Origin of the sequence: Streptomyces doebereineriae, assembly GCF_031845645.1 — a bacterium.
Classification (GTDB): Bacteria; Actinomycetota; Actinomycetes; order Streptomycetales; family Streptomycetaceae; genus Streptomyces; species Streptomyces canus.
Map to the genome: position 1 here is coordinate 131,374 of NZ_JAVREZ010000005.1, position 23,637 is coordinate 155,010.

Sequence of the window (23,637 nt, forward strand, 5' to 3'; positions counted from 1 at the left end):
CAACGTGCATACGGTCCGGCCCGCATGCGGAGCGCCGCCGGGCAGGTGACGGGTTCCCCCGTCCGGCGCAGGCGTGAAGAGCCGTCACCGGTCACTGGCAGAGCCCGTCGTCACCGTCCTTTCGGCCGACAGTCCGCCCCAGGTGCCGTCGGGCAGCCGCGCCCGGATCCGCACCCGGTGGCTCTCCCCGGCCTCGCGTCCCAGGTAGAAGCTGTACGTCGCCCTGCCGCGCGGAGGCGTCCCGCCGAACACGAGCGAGGTGGCCGCCCTGCCGTCGAGGCGGACCTGGTACTCCGTGACGACGCCGTCCGTCTCGGGCGGCACCCAGGCCAGGTCGAGGTAGTACGCGCCGTCGGCCTCCCGCCGGGTGGTCGCACGGAAGTCCACCGGTGCGGTGCCCCGGCCGTCGTCGCTGCCCGGCGTGGTCAGACGGACGCTGTCGCCGGCCGGCGAGAGGTTGTCGGCCGCGTCCCGGGCCCGGACGGTGAAGGAGTAGCGGGTGCCCGGACGCAGCCCGGTGACCACGGCCGCCGTCTGGTTCCCGCCCACACTGTGGATCTTCGTATCGCCCTGATAGATGTCGTACGACACCACGTCCCGGTCGTCCGCCGAGGCAGCCCACGTCAGCTGGACGGCCCGGCTGCCCGCCGTCCGGCCGCGCAGCTCGCCGGGGCGTGTCGGGGCCGAGCGGTCCGCCGCCGTGGCCGCCGGAGTCGTCGCCCGCACCTCCCGGCTGGGTGGGCCGAGGCGTCCCTCCGTGTCACGGGCCCGCACGCTGAAGACATACGGAGTGGCGGGCCTGAGTCTGGTGACATCCACCATGTGCTGTGAGCCCGGCACATCCTTGACCTTCGTGGTGCCGCGATATACCTCGTAGCCGTGGATGCCCGCCTCGGAGGACACGGCGTTCCACATCACGTGCACGCTGGTCGCGCTGCCCGCGGCGGCGGTGACACCCACGGGTGCGGCGGGCAGCCGGTCGCTCTCGCCGTCCCCGGTCCCGCCCCACGCGCAGGAGGCGAGCAGCGCGAGCAGTGCGCAGAGCAGCGCGGAACGTCGTAGGGGAACGGGCACGTCGCTGCCTCCCCGGTGAGGGCATCACTGCAATGGTCCGGACCAATATGGCGCCGCTGTGTGTTCGTATCAAGAGGGCGGACCATATGGGTCGGGCTCGGCAGGGTTACGTATGCTGAGGGTCTTCACGGCCGAACTCTCCATGAGGAAAGGGGAGTTCGCGCTGGTGGCGCGGGCTGCTGTCGTCGCTGTCCCCGCGCCGGTACGGGTGGCCGGGAGGCCCGGGTTCGTCGAGGGCTCGGGCTCCCGGTCCTGCCCCGTCCGGACCCCTACGGTGGCCGCATCGCTGAGTCGGCATCAGATTGGGCTGAGTGCTCGTCGATGCCTCCAAGGAGAGGGTCCCTTATCGTGCGTGTCCAGTCGCTGACGCTGGCCGCGGCAAGTGCCGCTCTGCTCGCCCCGACGACGTCCCCCGCCACGGAACTCGCCGCCGCCCGGACGGAGCAGGCGGTGCGGCGCGAGGGCGACGTCGAGGCCGCCGACCTGCTGGCCAGGGTGCGGGAGTGCGCCCCCGTCTCACGCGGCCACTACCGCAGTGACGACGGCACGGCGGCGACCATCCCGGTCTGCGGCACCCGTCAGGCCGTCTTCTGGAAGGCCGACATGGACATCGACTGCGACGGCCGGCCCGGCAGCCACTGCAACCGCCGCACCGACCCGCTGTTCTCCGACGCCACCGCCTACCAGCAGTCCGACGGCCGCTACCTGAGCGCCGAAACCCTGCCGTACATCGTGGTGCCGGCCCCGAGCGGGATCTGGGACTACCGCGAGCACGGCGTGCGCGGCGGCGCGGTCGCGGCCGTCGTGTACGGGGACCGGGTGCAGTACGCCGTCGTCGGGGACGTGGGCCCGGACCGCATCATCGGCGAGGCGTCCTACGCCACCGCGAAGGCCCTCGGGATCCGTCCCGATCCGCGCGGCGGCGGAGCGCCCTCCGGCGTCACCTACATCGTCTTCAAGGACGTGCAGGTGAAGCCGATCGAGGATCATGCCGCCGCCGTCGCAGCGGGGGAGCGGCTGGCGAGACTGTTCGTAGGGGCGAAATGACGCGGGGCTAATCCGTCAGACCGCCGACCAGCCGTCGTCCACGGGCAGGACCACGCCGTTGATGTTGCTCGCCGCGTCCGAGGCGAGGAACACGATCGCGGCGGCCTGTTCCTCGGGCTCGGCCAAACGGCCGGCATTGACGAAGTGCGGGCCGAGCGCCGCCGGGCCGTGGGCCTCCCGGTCGGCGTCCACGACGATGGAGGTGGCGGTGCCGCCCGGGGCGATGGCGTTCGCGCGGATCCCCTGCTTGCGGTACATCACCGCGAGGTTCTTCGTCAGACCCACCAAGCCGTGCTTCGAGGCCGTGTAGGCGGCGCCCGCCGTGCTGCCGCGCAGGCCCGCCTCGGAGGCGGTGTTCACGATCGCGCCCCTGCCCGCCGCCAGCATGTGCGGGAGTACGGCCCGGGTGAGCAGGAAGGGCGCGGTCAGATTGACCCGTATGACCCGCTCCCACTCCGCGTCGCTCACGTCCGCGAGCGCCGACATCCGGTCCATGATCCCGGCGTTGTTCACCAGGACGTCCACGCCGCCGAACCGTTCCACGGCGGTTCGCGTCACCTGGTCCACCACGGCCTGCTCGCTGAGGTCGCCCGTGACGGCGACCGCGGTGCCGCCCGTCTCGTCGATCTCCTTGACGACGGTTTCCGCGGCCACGGCGTTGAGGTCCGCGACCAGGACCCGGGCACCCCGGGCGGCGAAGGCCAGGGCTGCCGCGCGCCCGATGCCCGAACCCGCTCCGGTGACGATGACGCCGCGTCCCTCGAATTCTCCGGCCATGGGGTGCTCCCTTCGGTCAGTGCCTGGTCCCGCGCGGGTGCTCCGTCGTGCGCTGTCGCCACCCCGGCCACGTTCACGCGACCGCCGACACGGGCACCAAGCGTGCGACGGCGGAGACCGAGCTGATGGATACCTTGCGCTCGGCCCTCGCCGTCGCGGCGAGAGGGGTCGGATAGTGGCTGTGGCGGGTGCTGTCACACCTTCCGGTAGCTGTACGCCTCCGCGGCGGCCGCCTCCACCGCCGCGAGGTCCGCTCCCGTCGCGGCCGTGACGACCGCGGCCACCGCGCCCTCGACGAACGGAGCGTCCACCAGTCGGGTGCCGTCCGGGAGTTCGTCGCCCTCCGCCAGCAGCGCCTTGACCGTGAGCACCGCGCTGCCGAGGTCGGCCAGAACGGCGATCCCGGCTCCCCGGTCCACGGCCGCGGCGGCGCCGGCGATCAGCTCCGCACTCGTACCGAGTCCGCCGCCCTCGGTGCCCCCGGCCGCCGCGACGAGCACCTCCGCGCCACCGCCCACGAGCCCCTTCGCGAGCTCCGCGACGGACGCGGCGACCTCCGCGCTGTGCGACACCAGCACGATTCCGACCAGCTTTGCGTCACTCACCTGCGGCCTCCGCGAGCGCGGCGATCAACAGGGCGGCCGAGGTCGCGCCCGGGTCCTGGTGTCCGATACTGCGCTCGCCCAGATAACTCGCCCTCCCCTTGCGGGCCTGCAACGGCGTGGTGGCCAGGGCCCCCTGTTCGGCGGCCGTCCGGGCCGCGGCGAAGCCGGTACCGAGTGCGTCGACGGCCGGCACCAGCGTGTCGATCATGGTCTTGTCGCCCGGGGCGGCCCCGCCCAGCGTCATGACCGCCTCCACCCCCGCTCGCAGCGCCTCGGCGAGCTGTTCCTCACTGACCTCACCGGCGTCGCCGAGTGCCTTGCCGGTCCGTCGCAGCAGGGTCCCGTACAGGGGCCCGGAAGCGCCGCCGACCGTCGAGATGAGCTGCCGTCCGGCGAGGGTGAGGACCGCCCCCGGCGTGTCCGGGGCCTCCTTCTCGAGGGTCGCGGCCACCGCGGTGAATCCGCGCTGAAGGTTGCTGCCGTGGTCGGCGTCCCCGATGGGGGAGTCGAGGGCGGTGAGGTGTTCCGCCTCGCGTTCGACGGAGGCGGCGGTCACCGTCATCCAACGGCGGAAGAAGTCGGCGTCGAGCACTGGATCTCCTTGCGTGGTCGGTACGTTGATCGCTTGCTCACACGCCCCAGCGCAGCCCCGGTGTCCTCACCGGCGCGTCCCACAGCCGCAGCAGCTCCTCGTCCACCTGGCACAGGGTGACCGAGGCACCGGCCATGTCGAGCGAGGTGACGTAGTTGCCGACCAGGGTGCGGGCGACGGCGACCCCACGGTCGGCGAGCACCCGCTGGACCTCGGCGTTGAAGCCGTACAGCTCCAGGAGCGGGGTGGCTCCCATGCCGTTGACCAGGACGAGGACGGGATTGCGTGGGCTCATGTCGTCCAGGATCGCGTGCACCGAGAAGTCGGCGATCTCCCGCGAGGTCATCATCGCCCGCCGCTCCCGGCCGGGCTCGCCGTGGATGCCGACCCCCAGCTCCAGCTCGCCGGCCGGCAGATCGAAGGTGGGGCTGCCCTTGGCGGGCGTGGTGCAGGCGCTCAGCGCGACGCCGAAACTCCGGGAGTTCTCGTTGACCTGCCGGGCGACCGCCTCCACCCGCTCCAGCGGCTGCCCCTCCGCCGCCGCGGCGCCCGCGATCTTCTCCACGAACAGGGTGGCGCCGGTACCCCGCCGACCGGCCGTGTAGAGGCTGTCCGTGACCGCCACGTCATCGTTGACCAGGACCTTCGCCACCTGAATGCCCTCGTCCTCGGCGAGTTCGGCGGCCATGTCGAAGTTCAGCACGTCCCCCGTGTAGTTCTTCACGATGAACAGCACACCGGCCCCGCTGTCCACGGCGGCCGCCGCCCGCACCATCTGGTCCGGGACCGGGGACGTGAACACCTCGCCCGGGCAGGCCGCGGACAACATGCCGGGTCCGACGAAACCGCCGTGCAGCGGCTCGTGCCCCGAGCCGCCACCGGAGATCAGGGCGACCTGCCCGGCGACGGGGGCGTCCCGCCGTACGATCACACGGTTCTCGACATCCACGGTCAACTCCGGATGGGCGGCCGCCATACCGCGCAGAGCGTCCGCGACCACGGTTTCCGGGACGTTGATCAGCATCTTCATGAGTTCCTCCGGGTCAGGATGGCAGATGGGCTCGTCGTCTGCGTTCTAACAGTTCAGAACCAGTGTGGCCAGTAGCCCCCGCCCAGTCGTACCCCCTGGCCTTCCGCCTCGATTCTCCCGGCACGATGCCGTCACCGCATGCGCCTGGCCGAGCGGCACCTCACGTCGCGAGCAGTTCCCGGCCCAGCCAGTCGGTGGAGCCGTGGACGCCGGGCAGGGCGAAGAAATAGCCGCCGCCGGTCGGGGAGATGTAGTCGACGAGGGGTTCGTCGATCAGACGGGTCTGGGTGGCCTCGAACTGGCGCTGCACGTCCTGCTGGTAGCAGCAGAACACCAGGCCCATGTCCAGGTTGCCGACATCGTCGATCCCGCGGTCGTAGTTGTAACCCCGGCGCAGGATACGGGAGTTGTCGGTCCTGCTGGTGCGCGGGTTGGCGAGGCGGATGTGGGCGTCGAGGGGTATCGCGGTGCCGTGCGGATCCTTGGCATAGCGCGGGACGTCGGTCTCCTTGGCACCGTCGAGCGGGGCGCCGGTGTCCTTGCGGCGGCCGAACATCAGCTCCTGCTCGGACAGCGAGACCCGGTCCCAGAACTCGACGAGCATCCGGATGACACGGATGACCTGATAGGAGCCGCCGGTCGCCCAGGCCGGCTCGCCCTGCCCGGCCCCGACCCACACGAGACGGTTCATCTCACGTGCCGAGGTCACCTCCGGGTTGGCGATGCCGTCCTTGAAGCCGAGGAGGTTGCGCTGGGCGCCGCTGGGGCGGGGGACGTTCTGGAAGCCGTCGACGCGCCACTTGATCTGCATCGCGCCACGGGTGTGCTTGGCGATGTCGCGCAGCGCGTGCAGCACCGTGTCCTGGCGGGCGGCGCAGAGTTGCAGGGACAGGTCGCCGTGGCAGGCGGCCGGGTCCAGGTTGTCGTTGGGGAAGGTCCGCATCGGGGTGAGCCGGCGCGGCTTCGCCTTCGCGAGGCCGTAGCGGTCGTCGAAGAGGGAGGCTCCGACACCCACGGTGACGGTGAGGGCGTCGGCGGGGACGTCCGGGCCGAGGATGCCGTTGTCGGAGGGCGGGGCGCCGACGCCGAGGTCGGCGGGGGTGCCGCCGGAGGTGAGGTAGCGGGCGCGTGTCGTCAACGTCCGTAGCAGGTCGGCCAGTTGTGCGCGGTCGTCGGTGATGACGTCGAAGGAGACGAAGGTGGCCGCGGCCGGTGCCGGGGTGAGGATGCCTGCCTGGTGGGCGCCGTGGAAGGGCACTTTCGCGGTGCCTGGGGTGTCCGCGGCCTGCGCCTCGGCCGTGCCGCCGCTCGCGCTCAGGGCGAAGGCGCCGCCGGCCAGTGCGGCGCTCGCGGCTGAGGCACCGAGGGCCGTCCGCACGAAGGAGCGGCGGCCGGCCCCCGCGGGACAGCCTGATGCTTCGGTCGACGGCATGGGGTGGTTCCCTTCGGGGCGTTCGTGGTCGTGGGTCTTCACGCGGACTTCCTGATCTCCAGCAGGTCCGGCACCGGCGAGAGGTCCTCCAGGAGCTGGCCTGTGGCTCCGTTCAGCCGCGCCCGCGCGGTCGCGTCGAGACGGTCGACCGGGGTCCAACTCCCGCCGTGGTGCGCGGAGTCGAGCAGCTTCTGCAGCCGGGCGGTGTCCGCGTCGACGGTGGGGAGCAGGTGCGGCGCGCGGGTGGTCAGCAACGGCCGCAGGACGGTGAGGAGTTCGCGGGTGCCGGTGAGGTTGGCGTCGGCGGTGGCGAGTTCGGTGCCGCTGCCCTGGTCGGCGTCGCCGGTGAGTTCGAACTGGAGGGTGTTCTCCAGGATCTCGTGGGCGCGCAGGGGCAGGTCGCCGGGATCGAAGTCCTGGGCGGGAAAGGCTTTGCGCAGGCCGGCCGCGTCGGCGGCGAGTTGCTGTGCGGGCGCGGTCAGTTCGCTCGCGGTCTGGCCGTGCCACAGCCCGTACTCGATCCGGTGGAAGCCGGTGAAGTCCTTGTCGTGCACTCCGCCGGGCAGCCCGTCGGGCCTGCCGTCGATCTTCTGGTCGTAGTCCTGGAACGTGCCGTAGGCGGCGCCGAGCGAGGAGTAGGTGCGCTGCGCGGTCAGCCAGTCGGTGCGGGCCGCACCGAGATGGCCGGCCGCGATGTCGTCGCTGAGCCGGAGGGTCCGGGCGACGAGAGTGGCCAGACCGCCGTCGACGTATGCCTTGTACGACGTGAGTGGCGCGGCGAGGTCGTGGGCGGAGACGGGAAGGACCGCGGTGGCCCCACCGCCACCCGTGACCCGGACCGCGCGGGAGGTGACCGCCTTGCCGCTGCTGGGCACACAGCGCCAGGCGTACGTGCCGCCCGCGACGGTCGCCACCAGGTCGCGGGTGGTGCCGGGAGCGAGGCCCTCGACCTCGCCGTAGACCGCGCCGGTGCCCGGGTCGATGAGGTACACCTCGGAGGTCTTGTCGCCGGTGTTGCGCATCTGGAAGGTCTGCCGCCCGGCCTTCGGCGCGGTGAAGCCCTTGCCGCAGTCCGTCTGGGACACGGCCACGGTCTGGCCGTCTGCGGGCCGGGAACCACCGAGGGCGACGGCTGCTCCCGCCAGTACGGCGGGTGCGGCGACGACCGCGACGGGGGCCACCCAGGCGGGGCGGCGGCGGGCGGGATGCGGACCAGCGGGCTTCGTCGCTCGCGCCTTCGGGACGGTCTTCGCGGGCCGGGTCGACGCGCCGCGCAGGAAGAGCGTCATCACGACCGCGAGATAGCCGGCGTACCCGGCCACCTGGAGCCAGGTCATGGTCGGCGTCAGGTTGAACACGCCCTGCACGAGGGTGCTGTACCAGGCCCCCGCGTCCACGCTGCCGCCGAGATCGACGGCGTACGACGTCCCGCCGGGCAGCACCTTGCCCTCCTGGAGGTCGCGCAGCCCGTACCCGAGCACGCCGGCCGCGATCACGATGAGGACGGCACCGGTGGCGGTGAAGAACTTCGTCAGGTTGATGTGCAGGACGCGGCGGTACAGCGCCCAGCACAGGCCCGCCGCGAGGACCAGGCCGATCCCGGCGCCGGTCAGCGGACCAGCGGACTCGCCGGCCGCGCGGGCCGTGGTCCACAGGAACAGCGCGGTCTCCAGACCCTCGCGGCCCACCGCCAGGAACGAGGTGACGATCAGCATGCCCGCGCCCATGCCCAGCGCTCCGGTGACCTTCTCCCGGATCTCACGGGAGAAGGTGCGCGCCGAGCGGCGCATCCAGAACACCATCGCGGTGACGAAGCCGACGGCCACCACGCTCAGCGCGCCGCCGAACGCCTCCTGGGCGGTCGCGGACAGGGACGCGGCGGTGAAGGTCAGCACCGCGCCGAAACTCAGCGCGAGGGAGATCGCGGCCAGGACGCCCGTCCACACCTGCGGCAGCCGGGACCGGGCACCGGACCGCACCAACGTGGCGATGAGAACGGAGACGATGAGCCCGGCCTCGAGACCCTCCCTCAGCCCGATGAGAAAGCTCGGAAACGCGTCGTCCCACATGGCTGCGGCGACCCTTCCTGACAGTTGACCTCGGCCGCCGTCGTCGTTTGGTTAGCGAAGGCACGCCTTACCTACGCCGACCATCATGCGTGCGGGTATGCCGCTGTCCGGTCATGGATCAGCAGTTATCCGGTCATGTCAGCGCAATGGGGCAGCAAAGATCGCCGTCATCTCAAGCGGCGCGACGCCGAACTCAACGACGCGCGCCGCCACTCGACCCCGTGGTGACCGGGTGGGGAGTCAGGCCCGCAGCGGATTGGCGCGGGACGCGGCCAGGAGGTACCAGGCGGTGGCGCCGGTGTGCCGGTAGGGGTAGTAGCCGAACCCGAAACCGGTGTCGAGCGGGCTGCTCGCCGAGACGACCCCGGAGCGGGCCGGGAGGGCCGTGCCACCGACCGTCTGGGCGTCGCCGAGGAGGTCCTGGGCGCGCTCGATCGAGCCGAGCAGGCGGCGGGCGCGCTTCTCGTCGCCGGAGTGGCCCCGGTCGCGCAGGGCGAGCGCGAGGTGGGCGGTCCCCTCGAACCAGACGCCGTTGCGGTCCGGCCTGGGCTGGCCGTCGGCTATGGGGGCACCCTCGTTCGCCGACAGGCTCGCGGAGCTGAAGGTGACGCCCTCGTAGGGCTGACCGGAGGGGACCGTGCTGTTGGGGCGGTCGGCCGTGTCCAGCACGGCCAGCTCGGTCGCCGCCCAGTCGAGGGAGCGGGAGTGGGCCGGGGAGGCGAGAGCGAGGTGGGTCCAGGTCTGGGTGTCCTCCGGGATCGGGGACTTGTTGATCGTCACACCGTCGTTGCTGCCCGTGTAGAAGAAGCCCCCCGACGGCTCCCACATCTTCTCGACGAAGGCCCTGGCCCGCGCACGGCGCTCCCGCCAGACCTTGTCGCCGGTCAGCCGGGCGAGCCGTCCGAACAGGCCGACCAGGTCGGTGTTGTGCTCGGTCGAGGTGAACGGCAGTTTCTCGTCGGCCCCGTTGACCCCGAACTTGTAGCCGCCCAGCGGCTCGTCGGTCCGTCCCACCCGCTCGATCCACTCGCCGATCCGCACCGCGCCGGTGAGGAAGCGCCGCTCACCGGTCCGCCCGGCGAGCGCGCTGAGCGCGATACCGGCCCACGCCATGTCGCCCACGGCGGTCCCGGTGAAGCCGAACTGCGTACCGACGTTGGCCGTGCCGTCCGCCTTGACGAACCCGTCCGGCTGCGGGGAGCCGTCGTAGAAGGTGTACGGCCCCACGTTGTAGGCCTGCCGCAGTCGGCCGTCGTCGTACACAGGGTCGTGGGCCTGGGCGTACAGCAGCGCGTCACCGAGGGCCACGGCCCGCGACTCGCCCGCGGGGCAGGCGAGATGAGCCAGGATCGCGAGGGCGTTGTCGTAGGTGAACGCCGTGCTGAACAGTCCCGCCTGGTCCGTGTAGCTCTGGGTGAGCCGGATCGTGCCGTGGTCCGGGTAGGCGTCCATGGCGACGGCGAGGAAGGCCTGCGCACGCCGTGGCGCGGAGGCCGCGGAGGTGGGCTGTGCGGCGCGGGCCGTACCGCTGCCGGCCGCGGTGAGGACCGCGACACCGAGACCTGTCCCGATGAGCGTACGGCGGCTGAGGGGTGGGCGGGGGCGGCCGGTCATGGGTCTCCTCGGGGAGGTGCGAGCGAGTCGTGAGAGCGCTCTCAAAGTGGCGGGATCATTCTGCTGTTGGTCCAGGAGCCGGTCAACGCTTCTGATCCGAACAGCAGTTGGCGCTCGGAAGAAGCGATGATCAGGCGAGGGGACGCGTTCGGGAATCGATCAGCAGGCGGCGCCGTCTGCGGGCGGGTGCTGATCTTCGGCGTGTCTTCATGCAGGCCCCGGAGGGACCAGCCTGCCGTGGGCGATGAGGGACGCGGCCTGTTTGAGGCGGCGGACGCGGATGCTGACGCTGTAGGCGTCGATGCCGGGGACAGCCGCCACGCGGGTCGTGAGGTAGCGGTAGAAGTCCTCCGCATCACGGCAGTTGGCGACGACCATGATGTTGTGGTCGCCGCTCATGGCGCCGGCGAAGGCCACCTCGTCGTGTCCGGCCAACTCCTCGCCGACACGGTGGAGATGGGCCGGGGCCACCCGCAACCAGAGAGTGGCGTTGAGGTGGTGGTCCAGACGCTCGGGGAGCAGGTCGACCTCGTAGGAGAGGGCACCCGAGGACTCCAGGGCGTCGAGCCGGCGGGTGACGCGTGCCTTCGACCAGCCGGTGAGTTCCGCGAGCCGGGTGTGGGTGGTACGGCCGTCCTCGGCGAGGGCTTCGAGGAGCGGGGTGTCCTCGGCGGTGGGTGGCTGGAGGGTGCTGGAGGGCGCGGGCGGCCGGTCGGCGGTGAGCCGGGCCACCTCGTCGGGGGTGAGATGGCCGCCGTATCCGGACCATTCGGAGGTGCCGACCGTGCCGAACGGGTGGATCAGCAGGTCGATGCTGACGTCCAGCACGGAGGCCGCCTTGGGCAACTGCCGGAGCAGGATGTCGTCGCGAGGAGCGTCGACCGGTGAGTGGATCATGCAGATGATCTCGGAGCCACCGGAGGCGAGACCGACGTAGGCGATGTCGGGCCGGCGGGTGAGGGCGTCCGCCAGCGGGGCGACACGGTCGGGACGGCAGCGGATGCGGGTGATCCAACGGGCCTGGCCGTGCGCCTCCGGGTTGATCAGGCCGATCACCCGCATCACGCCCTCGCGCCGCAGGGCCTGGTAGCGGCGGGCGGCGGTCTGCTCCGAGACTCCGGCGACCTCGCCGATGAGCCGGAACGAGGCACGGGGTGAGTAGCGCAGGGCGCGGAGGATTTTTCTGTCGATCTCGTCGGGCATGAGGGAAGTCTGGCACCACGAGGGGCATGGGTGGATGTTTCTGTTCACTTGTGGCTGTGGCGTTGGGGATCTGGCTCGCTCTCACCGATGCTGGCGCCAGCGAATCACTGAACGACCGCGGCGCGTGTCGCCGTAGAGGAGAGTTCCCCGTGAATGTCACGACTCCGGCACATGGGTCGGCGGACCGGCGGGCGGCCACGCTCGTCATGGCCTGCCTCGGCGCCTTCGTCGCCTATCTGCCGGTCACCACGGTCGCCGTGAGCCTGCCCGCCATCCAGTCGGCGCTCGGCGCGACGACCGCCCAACTGTCGTGGGTCCAGGACGCGTTCGTCCTGCCCATGGCCGCGTTCATCCTGACCGCAGGGGTCGTCGGCGACGTCCACGGGCGCAAGAAGGTGTTCCAGGCAGGGCTGCTGTTCTCCGCGGCCGGTGCCGTCGTCGCGCTCACCGCGCAGTCGGCGCAGGTGCTGTGGATCGGGCAGGCCCTCGCCGGACTCGGCGCGGCCACGCTGCTGCCCATCACGCTGGCGCTGATCAGTCACGCGGTGCCCGACCATCGGGAGCGCGGCAAGTTCATCGGCCTGTGGGCCACCTCGCTCATGGCGGCGCTGGCCGTCGGACCGATCGTCGCCGGAGTGATCCTCGACCACTTCGCGTGGCGCTGGATCTACCTGCTGGCGATCCCTGTCTCGCTGCTCGCCACCGTCTTCGCGGCACGGCTGCTGACCGACTCGCGTGCGCCCTACGAGCGGCGGCTGGACTGGCCCGGCCAGATCACCGCCACGGTGGCGGTCACCGCCCTGGTCTACGGCGTCATCGAGGGCGGAGCCGACTCCTTCACCGCCCCGAAGGTGCTGACGGCCCTCGCGGTGGCCGTCGTGGCCGGTGTCGCCTTCGTGCTCGCCGAGCGGCGCAGCGACAGTCCGATGCTCGACCTCGCGCTGTTCCGCAGCCCGGCCTTCACCGCCACCACGCTCGTCGCGATGATCGCCTTTCTCGCGCTGATCGGCTTCTTCTTCCTGCTCAGCCTGTACTTCGGGATGGTGCAGCAACTCGACACCCTGCAGGCGGGCTGGCGGATGCTGGTGGTGACCGCCTGCGCCATCCTGGTCGGCGGACCCGTCGGGCGCCTCATGCACCGGGTCTCCGCACGTGTGCTGATCACGGGCGGTCTGGTCGTCACCTCCGCCTCGCTGTTCTCGCTGACCGGTGTCGGCGCGGACACCTCCTTCGTCTCCCTGGCCTGGCGGCTGGCGCCGCTGGGGCTGGGAATGGGGGCCGTCATGACGCCGATGACCGCGACGGCCGTGGCCTCCGTGCCGCACCACCTGGCCGGTATGGCCGCGGCGGGCAACAACGCCTTCCGCCAGCTCGGCGGTGCGCTCGGCCCGGCCGTCCTGGGGGCGCTGCTGACCACCCGGGCGCTGGACAGCTTCCCGGCCCACCTCACCGACGCCGGGATGACCGGGGCGGCGGGGGAGCGGATCGCGACCGCGGCTGACCAAGGAGGCCTGGGCGCGGTCGCGGGGCTCGACCTCGGGGCGGACACGGGGCGCGTCATGGGCGCCTTGGGGGAGGCCTTCCTGGACGGTCTGCGCCTGTGCCTGACGGTCGCGGGGTCGCTCACGCTGCTGGCCGCGGTGGTGGCAGTCGTTCTGCTGCGCCGGCCCCGGAGCGCGGGGTCGGGGCACACGCAGGTCGCCGCGTCGGGTGGGGCGGGGGGTGCGGCGGCCGTCAAGGTGGTTGAGGTGTGACACCCGGGGTGGGTGGTGGGGCCGGTCCCGCGCCCGCCCCACGCTCCGCCACCACCGTTGACCGTCCCGCCCCTTGGGTACCCGTACGCCATGAGCACCCCCTTCCCGCCCCATGCGCTGCACGACTACGCGCTGCTGGCCGACGGAGAGCGCGGGGCGCTCATCGGGCCCGACGGCGCCATCGGGTGGCTGTGTGCGCCCACCTGGCACGACGAGGCTGTCTTCAGCGACCTGGTCGGGGGGCGGGGCGCGTACGCCGTCACTCCCACCGGCCGGTACGTCGTCGGCGGCTATTACGAAGAGGGCACGCTCATCTGGCGCAGCCGCTGGGTCACCGACGACGGAATCGTCGAGTGCCGTGAGGCGCTGGCCTTCCCCGGCGACCCGGACCGGCTCGTCCTGCTCCGGCAGCTGCGCGCGGTCGACGGGCCCGCCCGCCTCTCCGTGCTCCTCGACCCGCACAGCGGGTACGGCACAGCACCGGTCGAGTCCGTCCGCCGCAGCGACGACGGAGTATGGGAGCTGCGCACCGGCAGCCACCGATTGCGCTGGCAGGGCGCCCCACAGGCCGTCGCCGGAGAGCGGGGCCTCACCGCCGACATCGAGCTGAAGCCCGGCGAGCGGCATGAACTGGTCCTGGAGTGCGCCGTATCCCCACTGCCGGCCGACCTTCCGAAGCCGGCGCAGGCCTGGGCGGCGACCGAAGCGGCCTGGCACGAGACGGTCCCCGCGCTCGACGACACCGTCGCACCCGGCGACGCGCGGCGGGCGTACGCCGTCCTGCGCGGCCTCACCACGCAGGGTGGAGGCATGGTCGCGGCGGCCACGACCAGCCTGCCCGAGCGCGCCGAGGAGGGGCGCAACTACGACTACCGGTACGTGTGGATCCGCGACCAGAGCTACGCCGGACAGGCCGCTGCCGCCGTAGGAGCCCACGACCTCCTCGACGCCGCCGTCGGCTTCGTCACCGCACGCCTGCACGCGGACGGCCCCCGCCTGGTGCCCGCCTACACCGTGCACGGCGACCCGGTCCCCGCCCAGCGCGAACTCGACCTGCCCGGCTACCCCGGCGGCTTCGACCGCGTCGGCAACCAGGTCGGCGAGCAGTTCCAGCTCGACTGCTTCGGCGAGGCCCTGCTGCTGCTCGCGGCCGCCGAACGCCACGGGCGTCTCGACGAGGGCCACTGGAAGGCCGTCGAGACCGCCGTACGGGCCATCGCCGACCGCTGGCGCCAACCGGACGCGGGTATCTGGGAGTTGAGCGACCGGCTCTGGACCCACAGCAGGCTCATCTGCGTCGCCGGCCTACGGGCCGTGGCCGCCGTAGCGCCCCGCCGTCCACTCGCCGGCACCTGCACCGCCCTGGCCGACACCCTCCTCGACGCCGCCGAGCGGACCTGCCTCCACCCCGACGGCCACTGGCAGCGCACCCCCGACGACCCGTCGGTGGACGCCGCCCTGCTGCTGCCCGGCGTGCGCGGCGCCCTGCCCGCCGCCGATCCGCGCACCCGGGCCACCCTGGCCGCGTGCCGCCGCGAACTGGCCGACGACCACTTCCTCTACCGCTTCCGCCACGACGAGCGCCCTCTGGAAGAGGCTGAGGGCGCCTTCCTGCTGTGCGGGTTCGTCATGGCGCTCGCCGAACACCAGCAGGGCCGGGCCGTCGAGGCGTACCGCTGGTTCGAACGCAACCGCGGCGCCTGCGGCGCGTCCGGCCTGTACGCCGAGGAGTTCGACATCGCCCAGCGCCAGCTGCGCGGCAACCTCCCGCAGGCCTTCGTCCACGCACTGCTGCTGGAGACGGCCGCCCGGCTCGGCGAGTGAGTGAGCCGGGCGGCCGCCTCCAGCTGTGGCAGACCTGTTCCGACGGCGACCGCGAGGCAGACCGCGCGACACGGCCCGCGACACGGCCGTAGAGATGCCGGCCGGGCGCCATGGCCGTGGAAGATGTCAGCCGCGCCCCGGCCCGCCACTGCCGAACGAGCCGCTGCTGCCCTCGTTCCAGCGAGGCCGTTCTTGCGCCGGGCCCGTCCGGGTCGGACTGTTGCCGTGGCCCGGCAGCTCGTGCGGGGTCAGCCGGGTGTCGCTCCTGGGCACCTCGTCGGGCTCCCGGTTCTCCCTGACCTCACGGACCGGCCCGCCCTCCGGCATCCTCGGCTGTTCCTCGGGGGTGGGCGGCGGCGACTCGCGGCGCTTGACGCGGGCGCCCAGCCAGAAGGCACCGATCAGCACCGCCACGACCACCACACCCGCCGCGATCACTCCGGCCGCAAGGGCGCCCCGGCCCGCGGCCATGTCCATCCATTCGGTGTTCAGGGCTTGGTTCATGGCACGCGAGTACCCCTGGCACCCCGGGCGAACCGACTCGTCCCCCGGACGGAGGAAACCCCGGGAACACCGGGTTTGGCGGCTCGGACCGCGGCTACCCGCTCCGTGTGACGACTTCGACTTCCCAGCAGGAGCTCTTCCGGTTCCTGGAGGACCGCTTCGCGTGCGCCCAGGCGTGCACCGAGTGCGCGCGGGCCTGTGCGCTGCGTGCGAGCCTGGTCGATCCGGACGGGACCGAGGAGCAGGAACTACTGCGACGCAAGGGCATCATGTGCGCCGAGGTGTGCGACGCCACGTGCCGTGTGCTGTCCGAGGACAACCATCTTGACGAGGCCGGCATCCGTGTCCAGCTGGAATGGTGCCGGTCGGTCTGCCTGGAGTGCGCGCAGGTCCTCGACCGGCATGCCGGCGCCGAGGACGCCGCCAAGGCCTGCCGTGAGTGCGCCCAGGCGTGCACGGACTTCATGGCGACCCTCGTCTGAAAGAGCCTCTTCAGCGCCCGGGACGCGCGCGCCCGTGCCCGACGGACCCCTCCTGGCCGTTCCCAATTTCTGGAACACGTTCTACGGTGTGCGCCGTCAGGACCGGTTCAGGGGAGCCCTGGAGGCGCCGTGCATCTCGACCACACACCCGAGCAGCAGCGGCTGCGCACCGAACTGCGCACCTACTTCGCCGAGCTCGTCCCGGACAACGCGCACGCCCGCTTCACCGACCGCGACGCCCAGAAACGCTTCTACCGTGACACCATCCGGCGCCTCGGAACGGACGGCTGGCTCGGCGTCGGCTGGCCCAAGGAGTACGGCGGCCGTGGCCTGACCGCCATGGAACAGTTCATCTTCTTCGACGAGGCCGCCCAGGCCGGCGTACCCCTGCCGCTGATGGCCCTCAACACCGTCGGGCCGACGATCATGCGGTACGGCACCGAGGAGCAGAAGTCCTGGTTCCTGCCGCGCATCCTGTCCGGGCAGATCGACTTCGCGATCGGTTACAGCGAGCCCGGCGCGGGCACCGACCTGGCCTCCCTGAAGACGCGCGCGGTGCGGGACGGCGACGAGTACGTCGTCAACGGGCACAAGATCTGGACCACCAACGGCGACACCGCCGACTGGGTCTGGCTCGCCGTGCGCACCGACCCGGACGCCCCGCCGCACAAGGGCATCACCATGCTTCTGATGCCGACCACCGACCCCGGGTACTCCTGCACCGTCATCAACACCCTCGCCTCGCACGACACCACGGCCAGCTACTACGAGAACGTCCGCGTCCCCGTCTCGCACCGGGTCGGCGAGGAGAACCAGGGCTGGCGGCTGATCACCAACCAGCTCAACCACGAGCGGGTCACCCTCGCGGCCCACGGCACCATGGCGATCCGCGCCCTGCAGAACGTGCAGCGCTGGGCCATGGAGACCAAGCTCGCCGACGGCCGCCGCGTGATCGACCTGCCGTGGGTACGCCGACGCCTCGCCCAGACCCACACCCGCCTCGACGCGCTCAAGCTCCTGAACTGGCGGATGGTGGGCGCGGTGGAGGACGGCACCCTCACCCCGCAGGACGCCTCCGCGGTCAAGGTCTACGGCTCCGAGGCCCGCCGGGACGCCTACGCGTGGCTCATGGAGATCGTCGCGGCGGCCGGCGCACTGAAGGAGGGCTCTGCGGGCGCAGTGCTCCACGGAGAACTGGAGCGGGGCTACCGCTCGGCGGTGATCTTCACCTTCGGCGGGGGCAACAACGAGATCCAGCGGGAGATCATCTCGTGGATCGGGCTGGGGATGCCGCGGGTACGGCGGTAGCTGTGTGTGACGAGGTTTTTTTGTTGGCACTAAAGATGGATAGTTGGCACCAAGATCACGCCCGTGTGATCGGTGGCTGCTGCCAGGCGAGGCTCACCTGTGCGCCGGCTTCCGCTCGCGCTGTAGACACGAGGCTTGCGTAGGGGCCCGCGACGGTCGCGGCCTCGATCTGGAGCCATGCCTGGTGGAAGGCCATTCGTGCCAGCAGGCTGCTGACCTCGTCGGTGAGTTGTTGCCGTACGGCGGACGAGGGCTCCGGTCGGCGCCGTATGCGGTATGGCATCTCGAGTTACGCCTCGACCGCCGTCAGCGCTTCGGCGAAGGTCCTGGCCCGGTGTTCCCTTCGCACGGCGCGTTGGCTGAGGGCGTAGGTCAGGAAGGCGCCGAGGAGCGCGATGCACGGGACGATCAGCCCGGCTGTCTGAGCCCAGGTCCAGCCGCTGTCCGTCGCTTGAGCCGCCGAGACGACCTGCACACGTCACTCCCCGGGATGCCGTGCGGGGCATCCTTCACCAACCACTGGCCGCCGGACCCACCGCCGGTGAGCCGCCAGTAGTGTCGTGTGCCGTTCAGCTGGCTGAAAACTTTGACAGCCGGAGATCTGAAGCGCAAGCCGCTCGAGGAGCCCTGTCGCTCCCCGCGGCGGCATGACCCCTCCTCGGTGCAAACGCCATGTTGCGCGAGTGTTGACACCCCGTGGCCCAAGCATCGAGTATCTCGCCTACGAACACCCGATTGAATCGATTCAGTTCGCTTGGGTGCCGTTCAGCGCGATGCCGCCCCCTTCACGCTGCACTCCGCACAGCGAAAGTAGGAGTCCACGATGAACCATGTATCGCGCCGGTCCGCCCTGCGCTCGGCCATAGCCGTGGCTCTCACGCCCACTTTTGGTTCTCTTGCGCTTCCGGGGCTCGTGTCGACGGCGTCCGCAGCGGTTTCCTGGTCGGCGAGGTGGATCTGGGCGCCTTCCAGTGCGACGAACCAGTGGGTGGCGTTTCGTAGATCGTTCACGTTGGGTTCGGCTCCGTCGAAGGCGGTCACGCAGATCGCCGCGGACTCGAAGTACTGGCTGTGGGTGAACGGCACGCTGGTGGTGTTCGAGGGTGGGCTCAAGCGGGGCCCCAACCGTACGGACACCTACTACGACGAGATCGACCTCGCCCCGTACCTGCAGGCCGGTGGCAACACGGTCGCGCTGCTGGTGTGGTACTTCGGCAAGCAGGGCTTCTCGCACAGCAGCAGCGGCAAGGGTGGGCTGCTGTTCCAGGCCGACATCACGACTGGCTCCACTGTGACCCGGCTCGTCAGCGACACCGGTTGGAAGCACATCGTGCACCCGGGCTATTCGAACAACACGAGCGGAACGCAGGTCAACTTCCGGCTGCCGGAGTCGAACGTCTACTACGACGCCCGCAACGCCACGGGTATGGCCGGCTGGCAGTCCTCCGGGTTCGACGACAGTGGCTGGACGGCACCGACCGACTTCGGTGCCACGGGTGCGGCACCTTGGAACGCCCTGGTCGAGCGGCCGGTCCCGCAGTTCCGCTACTCCGGTCTGAGGTCCTACACCAACGCCGCGTCCCTGCCGGGCACCGGGCGGGGTTCCACCGCGATCTCGGGCACCCTGCCGTCCAACCTCCAAGTGACCCCGTACTTGAAGGTGGACGCCCCGGCCGGGGCGGTGATCGGCATCCAGACCGATCACTACGACGACGGTGCGGGCCTGGTGGGCATCGAGCCCGGAACGCAGTACAACATGCGCGCCACCTACGTCTGCTCCGGCGGAGTCCAGGAGTTCGAGCCACTGGCCTGGATGAGCGGGACGGCCGTGCGGTACACGATCCCGGCGGGCGTGACGATCCTGGAGCTGAAATACCGCGAGTCCGGCTACGACACCGACTTCGCCGGGTCCTTCGGCAGTAGCGACCCCTTTCTCGACACGCTGTGGACCAAGGCCGCCCGCACCATGTACGTCAACATGCGGGACAACTACATGGACTGCCCCACCCGCGAGCGGGCCCAGTGGTGGGGCGATGTGGTCAACCAGCTGAAGGAAGGCTTCTACACCTTCGACACCCGCTCCCACGCGCTGGGCAAGAAGGCCATCGCCCAGCTGACCTCCTGGCAGGAGTCCGGCGGGGTGCTGTACTCCCCGATCCCCACGACCATCTGGACCAACGAACTGCCCGTCCAGATGCTCGCCTCGGTGTGGTCGTTCTGGACGTACTACCTCTACACCGGCAACGCGGACGCCGTCACGGGCGCCTACCCGGCGGTGAAGAAATACCTGAACCTGTGGAGCCTGGACGCCGACGGCCTGGTCAACCACCGCGCCGGGGACTGGGACTGGGAGGACTGGGGCTCCGACATCGACGCCCGCGTCCTGGACAACTGCTGGTACTACCTGGCCCTCGACACCGCCGCAAAGCTCGCCGACCTCAGCGGCAACAGCGCCGATGTCGCCGGATGGAAGGCCCAGCGCGACAGCATCAAGGCCAACTTCGACCGCGTCCTGTGGAACTCCGCGCGCAACGAGTACCGCTCACCCGGCTACACCCGCGACACCGACGACCGCGCCCATGGCCTCGCCGTCGTCGCGGGCCTGGCCCCCACCTCCCGGTACCGGGCGATCACCGAGGTGCTGCGCACCCATCTCAACGCCAGCCCGTACATGGAGTTCTACGTCCTGGAGGCGCTGTATCTGATGGGCGCGGCCACGGTCGCCGAGGAGCGGATGCGCAACCGCTTCGCCGCCCAGGTCGCCGACCCCGCCTGCTACACGCTGTGGGAGGTGTGGGACAAGGCGGCCGGCACCGACAACCACGCCTGGAACGGCGGCCCGCTGTACGCGCTGTCCGCCTACGCCGCCGGTGTCCGCCCGACCAAGCCGGGCTGGCAGACGTACGAGGTGATCCCGCAGACCGGCACCCTCACAAAGATCAACACCGTGACGTCCACCGTCGCGGGTGATATCCGCTTCGGTATCACCCGCGACGGAACAAAGGTGACGCTGACCCTTACCTCCCCGAGCGGAACGACTGCGCGCGTGGGCGTGCCCACCTACGGTGGAGCGCAGCCGGTCATCAAGGCGAACGACACCACCGTCTTCACCGGCGGTTCGTCCACCGGCGGCGTCAGCGGACTGACCTACGACGGCAAGGACTCCTCGTACGTGTACTGGGTCGTCCAGCCCGGCACATGGACCTTCACGGCGACCGGCGTGGGCCGTCTCGACAACCTTGCCCTGGGCCGACCGGTCACCAGCAACAACAGCCTGGAGAACAGCAACTGGGGCCGCGGACGCCTGACCGACGGCACGCTCACCAGCGTGACCGGCGCCAAGGGCTACACCAGTAACGACTTCGCCTCCGCCGACGTCAGTGCCAGCCCTGTCTGGGTGGAGATCGATCTCGGCACCGACACCGACCTTGACGCCATACGCCTCTTCCCCCGCACCGACACTCCCGCCGCCGGCGGTGGCGGCACGGCGGGCTTCCCCGTCGACTTCACCATCCAGACCCGGCCCGACGGATCCAGCACCTACACCACCGTCCGCACCGTCACCGGACAGGCGAACTCCGACGGGCTGGTGCAGACATACGGCTTCAGAACCAGCACCGCCCGCTACGTCCGCCTGCAGGCCACGCGCCTCGGTACGCCCGCCTCCGATGAGACCACCAAGTACCGCCTCCAGTTGGCCGAGCTCACCATCCCCACCGCCGGGACCACCGCCACCGCCAACTACACGCTGGAGAACAGCGACTGGGGGAAGACCCGGGTCCTGGACGGCACCACCACCAGCGTGACCGGCGCCAAGGGCTTCACCAGCATCGACTTCTCCTCCGCCGACGTCAGTGACACTCCCGTGTGGATCGAGATCGACCTCGGCGCCGACCGGGCCATCGGCTCCGTCACCCTCCACCCGCGCACCGACGCCGGCGGGGCCGGCGGCGGCTCGGCGGGCTTCCCCGTCGACTTCACCTTCCAGACCCGCACCGACGGCGGAACCACGTACACCACTGCCCGCACCATCACCGGCGAGCCCAACCCCAACGGAGCCGCCCAGACCTACACCCTCACCTCCGCCAACGGCCGCTACCTGCGCCTGCGCGCAACCAGGCTCGGCAGGCCCGCCTCCGACGAGACCAGCAGGTACCGCCTGCAGTTGGCGGAGATCCGCATCAAGTAACACGCCCTTGGTCAGAGAGCAGCCCTCGGGGCCCGGCGTGTGCGCGAATGCGGCGATGGTTAGGGGTGGTTCTGAGCAGGACGATGCCGCGAACGTCCGGCGAATCTCCCGCGGCGATGCGGGCAGGCGCTCGCAGCAGAACAGCACCGGCAGGAAGAGCAGCAGCACGGGGTGGGAGGCGCAGCCGGTGTCCGGTGCCCTCCCCGAGCAGGAAAGCCGAGACCCAAGGCCACGATGAGTGCCTGGAGAAGGACTGGTCCTGGCCGGGACGCTCGCCGCACCGTCGGCGAGTGCATCGCCGGCGGCGGTAGGCGTCCGATGGACGGCCGGCGGTCGGCCATGAGCGAGCGGGACCTCCGCAGACGACTCGGGCCGAACCGGTCACCGACCCCGCACCCGCTGCCAGTAGTCGCGGCGCGCGTGTCCTTGGCGGTCACGGCGTTGCTGCTGAGGCTGCTTCGTTGATGTCGGCCGGGGTCAGGACGCGGTGCCTCCCGCCGCTACGGGCCGTCTGGATCATGGCCTGGCCCAGCTGCACACTGGTGGTGACGTAGCGCGGTGCGATGCGCCGCAGCACCGGGTACAGCGGACTGAGGACCCGGTACGCCAGGACGTGGACCCTGGCCTTCGCCTTGGTACCCGGCAGGGGCAGGACGAACGCAGGGCGGAACATGTGGGCCCGCGGTGACAGCTCCAGCAGGGCATTCTCCGTCTCGCCCTTCACACGCGCCCACATCATGCGGCTCTTGCCGGTGCTGTCGGTGCCGACGCCGGAGATGTAAGCGAAGGCGAGGCCGGGACTGACGGCCAGCAGGGCGCGGGCGGCGGCGAGCGGGAACTCGTGGGAGACGACCCGGTAGTCGGCCTCGCTCATGCCGATGGCCGAGGTCCCCAGGCAGTAGAAGCAGGCGTCGTAGCCGGTCAGCCGGTCTTGAACGGCGGTGAAGTCGGTGAAGTCCTCGTGGCGGAGCTCATGGAGCTTGGGGTGAGCGCGGCCGGTGGGGGTGCGGCCGACGACGAGGACGTCGGTGACGTCCTTGTCGCGCAGGCAGGCTTCCAGAGCCCCCTGGCCCACCGCGCCGGTGGCCCCGAAGATGATGATGCGCACAGTGAACCTCTTCTGTCATACGGCTTGGTCGGCCGGATGGCGGTTGGGCGCCTCAGACGGGGAACGTGACGTCGGTGAGCTGCTCGGACACGGCCCACAGGCGCTGCTGAACGGCGGTGTCGCGGGACTTCTTGCTGGAGGTGACCACCTCGGGGTAACCGCGGGTTCCGCCCATGCCGTTGGGGCCGTAGAACTGGCCGCCGGTGACGGCGGGATCGGTGGCCGCCCTCAGGCTGGGCAGCGCTCCCATGGAGGCCGGCTGGGCCAGCAGAGGCTGGAGCAGGTTGGCCCCCTTGCGCGCCAGGCCGCTCATGTTCTGATTGAGTTCGGTATCCGACGCGCCGGGATGCGCGGCGGCGGCGATGGTGGTGTGGTGCGGGGCGAGGCGGCGCTGGAGTTCGTAGGTGAACATCAGGTTGGCCAGCTTGGCCTGCCCGTAGGCGACAACCCGGTTGTAGGAGCGGTCGAACTGCAGGTCGTCGAAGTGGATGTCGGCCCGGATGCGGTGGCCGAAGCTGCTGACGGTGACCACCCGGGAGCCGGGCACGGGCAGCATCAGGTCCAGCAGCAGGCCGGTGAGCGCGAAGTGCCCGAGGTGGTTGACCCCGAACTGCATGTCGAACCCGTCCTCGGTCTTCTGCCGGGGGGTGTACATCACGCCCGCGTTGTTGATGAGCAGGTCGATCTTCGGGTGTGCCGCGTGCAGCTCATCGGAGGCCGCGCGTACCGACTTGAGACTGCCGAGGTCCAGGCGCTGGAGGCTGAGCTTGGCGCCCGGGGCCCTCTCGCTGATGCGGGCGAGGGCCTGGCGGCCCTTGTCGAGGTTGCGCACGGCGAGGACGACGTGCGCGCCGTGCTCGGCCAGGGCCCGCGCGGTCTGCAGTCCGAGGCCGCTGTTGGCGCCGGTGATGACGGCGACCCTGCCGTCCTGGGCGGGGATGTTCTGCTCGGTCCACCGGTCGGTCGTGCTGGCCATGATGATCAACCTCCATAACGTGAATGATGCTTCATGTTGTATGGTGAAG

21 protein-coding genes are annotated in these 23,637 nt (G+C 70.9%); 6 read left to right on the forward strand and 15 right to left on the reverse strand.

What is annotated here, in order from left to right:
* Positions 1 to 84 precede the first annotated feature (84 nt).
* Positions 85 to 1,074 (reverse strand): fibronectin type III domain-containing protein, encoded by a 990-nt coding sequence (locus tag RNB18_RS16785; RefSeq protein WP_311714872.1) that lies wholly within the window; start codon positions 1,072 to 1,074, stop codon positions 85 to 87.
* Positions 1,075 to 1,422: 348 nt separating this feature from the next.
* Between RNB18_RS16785 and RNB18_RS16790 the strand changes: the two genes are divergently transcribed.
* A complete protein-coding gene (locus tag RNB18_RS16790; RefSeq protein ID WP_311714873.1) occupies positions 1,423 to 2,121 on the forward strand; it encodes a glycoside hydrolase family 75 protein in 699 nt (232 codons plus the stop codon).
* A gap of 15 nt (positions 2,122 to 2,136) precedes the next feature.
* Here the strand turns inward: RNB18_RS16790 and RNB18_RS16795 are convergent, their stop codons facing one another.
* The 8 genes from RNB18_RS16795 to RNB18_RS16830 all read right to left on the reverse strand — a co-directional run bounded on the left by RNB18_RS16795 (position 2,137) and on the right by RNB18_RS16830 (position 11,443).
* The gene (locus tag RNB18_RS16795; protein WP_311714874.1) at positions 2,137 to 2,898 is read right to left on the reverse strand and encodes a glucose 1-dehydrogenase; all 762 of its coding nucleotides are present in this window, start codon (positions 2,896 to 2,898) and stop codon (positions 2,137 to 2,139) included.
* 194 nt (positions 2,899 to 3,092) lie between these two features.
* The gene (locus RNB18_RS16800; RefSeq protein WP_311714875.1) at positions 3,093 to 3,503 is read right to left on the reverse strand and encodes a PTS sugar transporter subunit IIA domain-containing protein; all 411 of its coding nucleotides are present in this window, start codon (positions 3,501 to 3,503) and stop codon (positions 3,093 to 3,095) included.
* Positions 3,496 to 4,095, reverse strand: a complete 600-nt coding sequence (gene dhaL, locus RNB18_RS16805) for a dihydroxyacetone kinase subunit DhaL (RefSeq protein WP_311714876.1) — start codon at positions 4,093 to 4,095, stop codon at positions 3,496 to 3,498. The genes RNB18_RS16800 and dhaL overlap by 8 nt, the downstream gene beginning before the upstream one ends.
* Before the next feature lie 37 nt (positions 4,096 to 4,132).
* Positions 4,133 to 5,125 (reverse strand): dihydroxyacetone kinase subunit DhaK, encoded by a 993-nt coding sequence (dhaK, locus tag RNB18_RS16810; protein ID WP_311714877.1) that lies wholly within the window; start codon positions 5,123 to 5,125, stop codon positions 4,133 to 4,135.
* Positions 5,126 to 5,285: 160 nt separating this feature from the next.
* The gene (gene efeB, locus RNB18_RS16815; RefSeq protein WP_311715220.1) at positions 5,286 to 6,557 is read right to left on the reverse strand and encodes an iron uptake transporter deferrochelatase/peroxidase subunit; all 1,272 of its coding nucleotides are present in this window, start codon (positions 6,555 to 6,557) and stop codon (positions 5,286 to 5,288) included.
* Between the two features lie 38 nt (positions 6,558 to 6,595).
* Positions 6,596 to 8,626 carry an iron uptake transporter permease EfeU gene (efeU, locus tag RNB18_RS16820; protein WP_311714878.1) on the reverse strand — a complete coding sequence of 677 codons (2,031 nt, stop codon included), beginning with the start codon at positions 8,624 to 8,626 and terminating at the stop codon, positions 6,596 to 6,598.
* Positions 8,627 to 8,866: 240 nt separating this feature from the next.
* On the reverse strand, positions 8,867 to 10,240 hold the full coding sequence (locus RNB18_RS16825) for a Tat pathway signal sequence domain protein (RefSeq protein WP_311714879.1): 1,374 nt from the start codon (positions 10,238 to 10,240) through the stop codon (positions 8,867 to 8,869).
* 207 nt (positions 10,241 to 10,447) lie between these two features.
* Positions 10,448 to 11,443 carry an Lrp/AsnC family transcriptional regulator gene (locus tag RNB18_RS16830; protein ID WP_311714880.1) on the reverse strand — a complete coding sequence of 332 codons (996 nt, stop codon included), beginning with the start codon at positions 11,441 to 11,443 and terminating at the stop codon, positions 10,448 to 10,450.
* A gap of 149 nt (positions 11,444 to 11,592) precedes the next feature.
* Between RNB18_RS16830 and RNB18_RS16835 the strand changes: the two genes are divergently transcribed.
* Positions 11,593 to 13,197: an MFS transporter gene (locus tag RNB18_RS16835; protein WP_394817631.1), complete on the forward strand. Its 1,605-nt coding sequence runs from the start codon at positions 11,593 to 11,595 to the stop codon at positions 13,195 to 13,197.
* A 90-nt stretch (positions 13,198 to 13,287) separates the two neighbouring features.
* Complete coding sequence (locus tag RNB18_RS16840; RefSeq protein WP_311714881.1) at positions 13,288 to 15,021, forward strand: glycoside hydrolase family 15 protein; 1,734 nt, start codon at positions 13,288 to 13,290, stop codon at positions 15,019 to 15,021.
* 126 nt (positions 15,022 to 15,147) lie between these two features.
* Here RNB18_RS16840 and RNB18_RS16845 read toward each other — a convergent pair whose 3' ends face one another.
* Positions 15,148 to 15,525: a DUF6479 family protein gene (locus tag RNB18_RS16845; RefSeq protein ID WP_311714882.1), complete on the reverse strand. Its 378-nt coding sequence runs from the start codon at positions 15,523 to 15,525 to the stop codon at positions 15,148 to 15,150.
* A gap of 107 nt (positions 15,526 to 15,632) precedes the next feature.
* Between RNB18_RS16845 and RNB18_RS16850 the strand changes: the two genes are divergently transcribed.
* Together RNB18_RS16850 and RNB18_RS16855 are read left to right on the forward strand one after the other, a co-directional pair.
* The gene (locus tag RNB18_RS16850) at positions 15,633 to 16,007 is read left to right on the forward strand and encodes a ferredoxin (protein WP_059208767.1); all 375 of its coding nucleotides are present in this window, start codon (positions 15,633 to 15,635) and stop codon (positions 16,005 to 16,007) included.
* Between the two features lie 129 nt (positions 16,008 to 16,136).
* On the forward strand, positions 16,137 to 17,315 hold the full coding sequence (locus RNB18_RS16855) for an acyl-CoA dehydrogenase family protein (RefSeq protein ID WP_311714883.1): 1,179 nt from the start codon (positions 16,137 to 16,139) through the stop codon (positions 17,313 to 17,315).
* A gap of 55 nt (positions 17,316 to 17,370) precedes the next feature.
* Here the strand turns inward: RNB18_RS16855 and RNB18_RS16860 are convergent, their stop codons facing one another.
* The 3 genes from RNB18_RS16860 to RNB18_RS16870 form a co-directional block, all read right to left on the reverse strand.
* Entirely contained in the window at positions 17,371 to 17,598 is a 228-nt protein-coding gene (locus tag RNB18_RS16860) for a hypothetical protein (protein ID WP_311714884.1), read from the reverse strand.
* A 6-nt stretch (positions 17,599 to 17,604) separates the two neighbouring features.
* The gene (locus RNB18_RS16865) at positions 17,605 to 17,790 is read right to left on the reverse strand and encodes a hypothetical protein (protein WP_311714885.1); all 186 of its coding nucleotides are present in this window, start codon (positions 17,788 to 17,790) and stop codon (positions 17,605 to 17,607) included.
* Positions 17,791 to 18,080: 290 nt separating this feature from the next.
* Positions 18,081 to 18,401: a hypothetical protein gene (locus tag RNB18_RS16870; protein WP_311714886.1), complete on the reverse strand. Its 321-nt coding sequence runs from the start codon at positions 18,399 to 18,401 to the stop codon at positions 18,081 to 18,083.
* On the opposite strand from RNB18_RS16870, the gene RNB18_RS16875 reads away from it, so the two are divergent.
* Positions 18,391 to 21,504, forward strand: a complete 3,114-nt coding sequence (locus RNB18_RS16875) for an alpha-L-rhamnosidase-related protein (protein ID WP_311714887.1) — start codon at positions 18,391 to 18,393, stop codon at positions 21,502 to 21,504. The genes RNB18_RS16870 and RNB18_RS16875 overlap by 11 nt on opposite strands.
* Positions 21,505 to 21,937: 433 nt before the next feature.
* On the opposite strand, the gene RNB18_RS16880 is transcribed toward RNB18_RS16875, so the two are convergent.
* Both RNB18_RS16880 and RNB18_RS16885 read right to left on the reverse strand, forming a co-directional pair.
* Complete coding sequence (locus RNB18_RS16880) at positions 21,938 to 22,612, reverse strand: Rossmann-fold NAD(P)-binding domain-containing protein (protein WP_311714888.1); 675 nt, start codon at positions 22,610 to 22,612, stop codon at positions 21,938 to 21,940.
* 52 nt (positions 22,613 to 22,664) lie between these two features.
* On the reverse strand, positions 22,665 to 23,588 hold the full coding sequence (locus RNB18_RS16885; RefSeq protein WP_311714889.1) for an SDR family NAD(P)-dependent oxidoreductase: 924 nt from the start codon (positions 23,586 to 23,588) through the stop codon (positions 22,665 to 22,667).
* Between the last annotated feature and the right edge of the window lie 49 nt (positions 23,589 to 23,637).

What these genes read in the sequence shown, in the direction of transcription:
- RNB18_RS16825 (WP_311714879.1), bottom strand. Translation starts at nt 10,240, where the DNA reads ATGACCGGCCGCCCCCGCCCACCCCTCAGCCGCCGTACGCTCATCGGG.
- RNB18_RS16795 (WP_311714874.1), bottom strand. Translation starts at nt 2,898, where the DNA reads ATGGCCGGAGAATTCGAGGGACGCGGCGTCATCGTCACCGGAGCGGGT.
- RNB18_RS16885 (WP_311714889.1), bottom strand. Translation starts at nt 23,588, where the DNA reads ATGGCCAGCACGACCGACCGGTGGACCGAGCAGAACATCCCCGCCCAG.
- RNB18_RS16845 (WP_311714882.1), bottom strand. Translation starts at nt 15,525, where the DNA reads ATGAACCAAGCCCTGAACACCGAATGGATGGACATGGCCGCGGGCCGG.
- dhaK (WP_311714877.1), bottom strand. Translation starts at nt 5,125, where the DNA reads ATGAAGATGCTGATCAACGTCCCGGAAACCGTGGTCGCGGACGCTCTG.
- RNB18_RS16860 (WP_311714884.1), bottom strand. Translation starts at nt 17,598, where the DNA reads ATGCCATACCGCATACGGCGCCGACCGGAGCCCTCGTCCGCCGTACGG.
- RNB18_RS16830 (WP_311714880.1), bottom strand. Translation starts at nt 11,443, where the DNA reads ATGCCCGACGAGATCGACAGAAAAATCCTCCGCGCCCTGCGCTACTCA.
- efeU (WP_311714878.1), bottom strand. Translation starts at nt 8,626, where the DNA reads ATGTGGGACGACGCGTTTCCGAGCTTTCTCATCGGGCTGAGGGAGGGT.
- efeB (WP_311715220.1), bottom strand. Translation starts at nt 6,557, where the DNA reads ATGCCGTCGACCGAAGCATCAGGCTGTCCCGCGGGGGCCGGCCGCCGC.
- RNB18_RS16840 (WP_311714881.1), top strand. Translation starts at nt 13,288, where the DNA reads ATGAGCACCCCCTTCCCGCCCCATGCGCTGCACGACTACGCGCTGCTG.